The organism is Paraburkholderia sp. J63 (assembly GCF_905220245.1).
Taxonomy (GTDB): Bacteria; Pseudomonadota; Gammaproteobacteria; order Burkholderiales; family Burkholderiaceae; genus Paraburkholderia.
Genome location: NZ_CAJMZF010000054.1, coordinates 42,443 through 48,877 on the forward strand (window position 1 = coordinate 42,443; position 6,435 = coordinate 48,877).

The 6,435-nt window shown below is 65.7% G+C and carries 6 protein-coding genes; all 6 read left to right on the forward strand.

What is annotated here, in order from left to right; translation table 11 throughout:
- Window positions 1–99: 99 nt before the first annotated feature.
- Window positions 100–636, forward strand: coding sequence for a carboxymuconolactone decarboxylase family protein (locus U5775_RS34595; protein WP_322062628.1), 537 nt, complete (start codon window positions 100–102; stop codon window positions 634–636).
- Between the two features lie 157 nt (window positions 637–793).
- Window positions 794–1,228, forward strand: coding sequence for a MarR family winged helix-turn-helix transcriptional regulator (locus U5775_RS34600; protein ID WP_322062629.1), 435 nt, complete (start codon window positions 794–796; stop codon window positions 1,226–1,228).
- A gap of 205 nt (window positions 1,229–1,433) precedes the next feature.
- Window positions 1,434–2,792, forward strand: coding sequence for a TAXI family TRAP transporter solute-binding subunit (locus U5775_RS34605; RefSeq protein ID WP_322062630.1), 1,359 nt, complete (start codon window positions 1,434–1,436; stop codon window positions 2,790–2,792).
- A gap of 256 nt (window positions 2,793–3,048) precedes the next feature.
- Window positions 3,049–4,482: a DUF3300 domain-containing protein gene (locus U5775_RS34610; RefSeq protein WP_322062631.1), complete on the forward strand. Its 1,434-nt coding sequence runs from the start codon at window positions 3,049–3,051 to the stop codon at window positions 4,480–4,482.
- 20 nt (window positions 4,483–4,502) lie between these two features.
- Complete coding sequence (locus U5775_RS34615) at window positions 4,503–5,474, forward strand: DUF2950 domain-containing protein (protein WP_322062632.1); 972 nt, start codon at window positions 4,503–4,505, stop codon at window positions 5,472–5,474.
- A gap of 294 nt (window positions 5,475–5,768) precedes the next feature.
- Window positions 5,769–6,356, forward strand: coding sequence for a YSC84-related protein (locus tag U5775_RS34620; protein WP_322062633.1), 588 nt, complete (start codon window positions 5,769–5,771; stop codon window positions 6,354–6,356).
- Window positions 6,357–6,435: the final 79 nt, after the last annotated feature.

Consider the following 6,435-nt stretch of genomic DNA (forward strand, 5'->3'; position numbering starts at 1 on the left):
TTAAAAGCGCCGGACTGCGCGGCTAGACTGGCTCCATGCCATCGACGATGGCGATGCAACCCAGTCAGTCCAGTTCAGTTCATCTACGAGGAGTCGATCATGTCCCGTCTTTCCGCTATTCGCCCCGAAGCCGCCACGGGCGCCGCCGCCGAAATCTTCGCGAAGATCCGCAAGGCCGTCGGCAAGGTGCCGAACGCTTACGCCACCATCGGCACGCATAGCCCCGAAGCGCTCGGCGCGATGCTGGCCGTCGATGCCGTGCTGGCTGGCGGCTCGCTCGCGAAGCCCGATATCGAAACCATTAAGCTCGCGGTGAGCGAAGTGGCGGGTTGCGACTACTGTGTGGCTGCACACACGCTGGCGGGCAAGTTTGCGGGCCTCGCGCCCGAAGTGATGAAGCAGATTCGCGCGGGCGACGCCACCGGCGACGCGAAGCGCGATGCGCTGGTGCATTTCGTGCGCGTGCTGGTGCGCACGCATGGCACCGTGGCCGAAGCCGAGGTCAATGCGATTCGCGAGGCGGGCTACACGGAGCGGCAGATCGTGGAGATCGCGCTTGCGATTGCGTCGATCACGTTCACGAATCTCGTGAACCGCGTGAACGATACGACGCTCGATTTTCCGGCCGTTGCTTAAGCGTTGCGAGCGCGCGTTGCATCTCGCGACGCGTCGTCGTGACGCTTTGCATCGGCGGCAGCCAGGGTATCGCGCTCGGGCTCGAGAAAGTATGATGGCCGTGCGCGTAGAGGTCGAGCACGGCGCATGATGAACGAAGCGAAAGAGGTGAGCGCAGATGGCAAAGCGAGTGACACGTGAGGAATGCAACTGTTTTGCGCTGCGGCAGGCGGCGCGCTTCGTCACGCAGCTTTATGAGCGCCATCTCGCGCAGGCGGGCGTGACGGCCGCGCAATTCACGATACTTTCGCGTCTTTCCGGCCATCCCGACGCCACGGCGGCCGAGCTCTCCGACGACCTCGTGATGGACCGCACGACGCTTGTGCGCGCGCTCAAGCCGCTGCAGCGCGACGGCCTCGTGCTCGCGTCCGCGTCCGGGCATGACACGCGCACGCTCGTCTACTGTCTTTCGACAAGCGGCGTGCGCCGCTACGAGAAGGCGCATGCATTGTGGCTCGATGCGCAGACCGAATTCGAGCAATACATGAAGCGCGATCGCGCGAAGGCGCTGCGCGCCGAACTCTTCGCACTGACCCACGCAGCGGCGCAGTGAAGGCGCGATGACTCGCGCATCGGGCGTCTGAGCAGGCGCTTACGTTGCTTTCAGAGTGGTGCATGGCAGGGCCGCCGGTGCAAGACAAGCCACCGTCGCGCCGCAACTGCGCATATGCACACTCTGGCAAACACCAGCGTTCCGATCCGTCGCGAAAATGGCATGATGGGGTTTCTCGAGTTCGACGCATTGCCGCCGGGTTCTCATGAAACGACATCGACCGCCTTTGCCGCATTTCATGCGCGACCCATCGCATCCCGCGTGGCGCGACCTCGCGCTCACGACGCTGCCGATCGCGCTGTTCTGCATCGTGGTGGTCGCGGTCTTCGTGTGGCTCGTCGATCCGGCGCCGCCGCGCACCATCACCATCAGCGCGGGGCCGCGCGACAGCTCGTTCATGCAGATGGCCGAGGCCTACCGCGCGATCCTCGCGCGCAATGGCGTGAAGCTCAAGATCGAGGAGTCGGACGGCTCGGTCCAGAACCTGCAGCGCCTGCTCGATCCCAAGGCCAAGGTCGATCTCGCCTTCGTGCAGGGCGGCGTGGCCGACGGACTCGACACGAACTCGCTCGTCTCGCTCGGCAGCGTCGCCTATCTGCCCATTGTCGTGTTCTATCGCGGCTCGGGGCTCACGCAGCTTTCCGATCTCGACGGCCGGCGCATTGCCATCGGCCGCGTGGGCAGCGGCACGCGCGAGCTCTCGCTCAAGCTGCTCGACGCGAACGGCATGGACCCCGGCGGCGACTCCACCTTCCTGCCGCTCGACGGCATGGAGGCCGCCACGGCGCTGGTCTCGAACCGCGTGGACGTGGCCATGCTGAGCGGCGACTCCACCACGCGCGAGCTCATGCAGCGCCTGCTCGGCATTCCCGGCATTTCGGTGATGAGCTTCGACGAGCAGGCCGCCTATACGCGGCTCTTTCCGTATCTCGAGAGCATCGACCTGCCGCCCGGCGTGCTCGACCTGCGCCGCCGCGTGCCGCCGCAAACCGTGCATCTGATCGGGCCGACCGTGGAGATCGTCGCGCGCAACACGCTGCATCCCGCGATCTCCGATCTCATCATCGAAGCAGCGGGCGAGGTGAACGGCATGCCCGGGCTGCTGCAGCGCGCGGGCGAATTCCCGAGCCCCGTCGCGCATGATTTCCGCATCAGCGAAGACGCCACGCGCTATTACAAGTCGGGCAAGAGCTTTCTCTACCGCACGCTGCCGTTCTGGCTCGCGAGCGTGACCGACCGTCTGCTCGTGCTGCTGCTGCCGCTCGCGGTGCTGGTGTTTCCGGCGCTGCGGGCGATTCCCGCGCTGTATCGCTGGCGCGTGCGCTCGCGCATCTATCGCTATTACGGCGCGCTGATCGCCATCGAGCGCGATGCGCTCAAGCATTCGAACGAGGAGGAGCGCCGCGCGCTCGTTGCCGAACTCGATGAGATCGAGCGCTCGCTCAATACGCTGCGCATGCCGCTCGCGTATGCCGATGCCTTCTATGTGCTGCGCGAGCACGTGGGCTTTGTGCGTATGCACTTGTCGCCGGGCCGCAAGCAGCCTGAAGGCGCAGCACATTGAATGAAAAGCGGAATTTCATGCAGTGCGGATTGTTTCGCAGTCCGGTTCGTTCAGGGAAATTGGCGCACTTTTATAAACGGGCAAACTTTAATGAAAACGCGGTTGACACTCTGAGTCATACCCCTTTATTTTGCCGCTAGTACGTTGCACGACGTTGCATCACATCGCGGTGCCGTATTCGAATGTCAGTCCGCACCGCAGGCAGGCGCCCTTTTCCGGGGGCCGAAAGACCCATCGCAACGAGGAGGAACGATTCGTGAAATCGTCCGGTGTACGCCAGCGCGCTGCCTGGCTCATGTGCGCCGCGCTCGCGGCCGCACCGCTGTTCATCGGCCCGACCGGGCCTGCCGCCGCCATCGCGCAGAACGCGGCACATCTGTCCAACCAGCAACTCGATTCGCTCACCGCGCCTATCGCGCTCTATCCCGACGCGCTGCTCGCGCAGGTGCTCATGGCCGCCACGTTCCCGCAGGACGTGCAGGCCGCCGCCGCCTGGTCGAAGGCCAATCCGAACGTAAAAGGCGACGACGCCGTGAAGGCCGTCGCCTCGCAGCCGTGGGACCCGAGCGTGCAGTCGCTCGTGGCCTTCCCGCAGGTGCTCGCCACCATGGACTCCAAGCCCGACTGGGTCGCGCAGATCGGCAATGCTTTCCTCGCGCAGCCCAACGACGTGATGGATTCCGTGCAGCGCCTGCGCGTGCAGGCACAGAAGGCGGGCAACCTCAAGTCCAACGAGCAGCAGAAGGTGGTGGTGCAGCCGGCCACCAGCACCTCGACTACGCAAACGATCGTGATCGAGCCGGCCAATCCGCAAGTGGTGTATGTGCCCACTTATAACCCGACCATGGTGTACGGCGCGTGGCCGTATCCCGCCTATCCGCCCGTGTACATGCCGCCGCCTCCGGGCTATGCGATCGCTGCGGGCTTCGTGAGCGGGCTCGCGTTCGGCGCGGGCGTCGCGGTGGCGAACTCGTTGTGGGGCGGCTTCAACTGGGGCAATCACGACGTCAACATCAACGTGAACCGCTACAACAACATCAACGTCAACAACCGCATCAACTCGGCCAACGGCACGGCGAACTGGAATCGCAACGCCAATGTCGAGCGCCGCAATAATTTCAACAACCAGAACCTCAACGGCCAGCGTCTGAACAACGGGAACCTGAACGGTCAGCGCAACCAGTACCGCGGTTACGACCAGTCGCGTCAGCAGGCCATGCAGACCCTGCAGAACCGTACCGGCCAGAACATGAGCGGCAACGCGAGCCAGCGCCTCCAGGATATCCAGCACGGCGGCAACGCCGCCGGCAATCGTGCGAACGGTAACCGCGCGAACGGCAATCTCTCGGGCGCCACGCAGAACGCCAACCGCGGCAACGAGCTCAACAATCGTACGCAGAACGGCAACCGTGGCAACGAACTCAACAATCGCACGCAGAACGCCAATCGATCGAACGATCTCGGCAACCGCGCGCAGAGCGCGAATCGCGACAACGCGCTGCGCGGCGCCGGCGACGGCAATTCGGCGCGCGCCGACATGCAGCGCGGTCAGCAAAGCCGTAGCGCCTTCCAGAACCAGGGCGGCTTCAATGGCGGTGGCGGTGGCGGGCGTTCGTTCGGCGGAGGCGGTGGCGGCGGTGGCCGGCTCGGCGGTGGTGGTGGCGGCGAACGCCACTTCGGTCGTCGTTGAATCTCTATAGGAGTCTTGCGATGATCCGCAAACACGCACGCCGTCTGTCGCAACGCGCACCGCGCAGCACGCGACCCGCCGGGCTCGCCCGGCTCACCGCAGCGGTGGCGTTCGCGCTGTTCGCCGCGCCCGCGCTGCTGTCCGTGCCCGGCGCGGGCGTGGCTTCGGCGCAGGCCGTCTACGCCACGCCCGAAGCGGCGGCCGACGCCTTCACCAATGCGCTTGCCACCAACGACCACGACGCGATGAAGCACGTGCTCGGCAACGATTTCCAGCACTTCATCCCCACCAGGGACATCGGCCAGGAAGACATTTACGACTTCCTCGGCGCGTGGGCGAAGGGCCATCAGATCGTCGCCGACGCCACGCCCGTGGCGGGCAAGGCGAGCGCCCACCTGGCCGTGGGCGACAGCGGCTGGACGCTGCCGGTCCCGATCGTGCAAAACGCCAGCGGCTGGCGCTTCGATCCGCGTGAGGGGGCAACCGAATTGCTCACGCGGCGCATTGGCCGCAACGAGCGCGCGGCCATGCTCAGCTCGCTCGCCTATGTCGACGCGCAGAACGACTACCGCAAGCTCACGCAGCATTACGCGCAGCGCATCGTGAGCACGCCGGGCACGCATGACGGTCTGTACTGGCCGGTGGCGCCCGGCGAGGCCGAGAGCCCGCTGGGCCCGCTCGCCGAAACCATGCCGAACAACGCGAAAGTCACGCCGCAGGAGGGCTATCACGGCTACCACTTCCGCATCCTCACGGCGCAGGGCGCGCATGCGGACGGCGGCGCGCGCAGCTACATGGAAGGCGGCCAGCTGGCCAATGGCTTCGCGCTCGTGGCGTGGCCGGCGCAGTATGGCAAGACGGGGGTGATGAGCTTCATCGTCAATCAGGATGGCAAGCTTTATCAGAAGAATCTCGGGCCCAACGGCGCGCGCACGGCGGCCGCGCTCAAGAGCTTCAATCCTGATTCGTCGTGGCAGCCCGCCACGCCTTGAGCAGCGTGGGCAGGTGAGCGTCTCACCGGTCGGGGCGGGCAGATGTGGCCCGCCCCGACCGCGTTCAACGGGGCGCTATTGCAATATTTGAGCCGCGGCTAGCCGTAAATCGGGTGCCATCGCGCTCGCAATTACATTGCGGCGCGGCGCGCGCGGATGGGTCTCCGCGGTAATCGAAGCCACCGCGCCCTTGTTACGCAGGCGGGCGATTGCCTACGGCGCCATGCTGCGCCGCTCCGGGCACACGGCTTGCTGCTTCTCTCCACGCCCCCTCATTTGTGTGGAGACAACAACATGCAACGACGCAACTTCATGCTTTCGGCAGCCGCCGCGCTCGCCTCCGGCGGTTTGGCGCTCGCGGGCTGCACCACCACGCCGGGCAATTCCTCCAACGCCGCAACCGATATGTCGAAGCGCCGCTCGATCGACGCGAGCGTCGACAATAGCCTCGCGAAGCTCTATTCCACCGTGCAAGGCTCGCATGAACTCGTCGCGAAGTCGCGCGGCGTGCTCGTGTTCCCGTCGGTGCTGCAGGCCGGCTTCATCGTCGGCGCCCAGTACGGCGAGGGCGCGCTGCGCGTGGGCGGCGCCACCACGGGCTACTACAGCACGGTCTCGGGCTCGTTCGGCCTGCAGGCGGGCGCCCAGTCGAAGGCCATCATCTTCTGCTTCATGACCGACGACGCGCTCAACAAATTCCGCAGCACGGACGGCTGGGCCGCGGGCGCCGACGCCTCGGTCGCGCTCGTCACGGTGGGCGCGAACGGCGCCGTCGACACCAACACGGCCACGCATCCGGTCGAAGTGTTCGTCATGACCAATGCGGGCCTGATGGCCGACGTCTCGCTCGCGGGCACCAAGGTCACGCGCCTGCATATCTAAGGCGCCAGGCGCCGGTCGGCTCACCCGCCGGCCGGCCATGTGAAAAAGGCAAGGCGCCAGGCCTTGCCTGTTTTTTCTG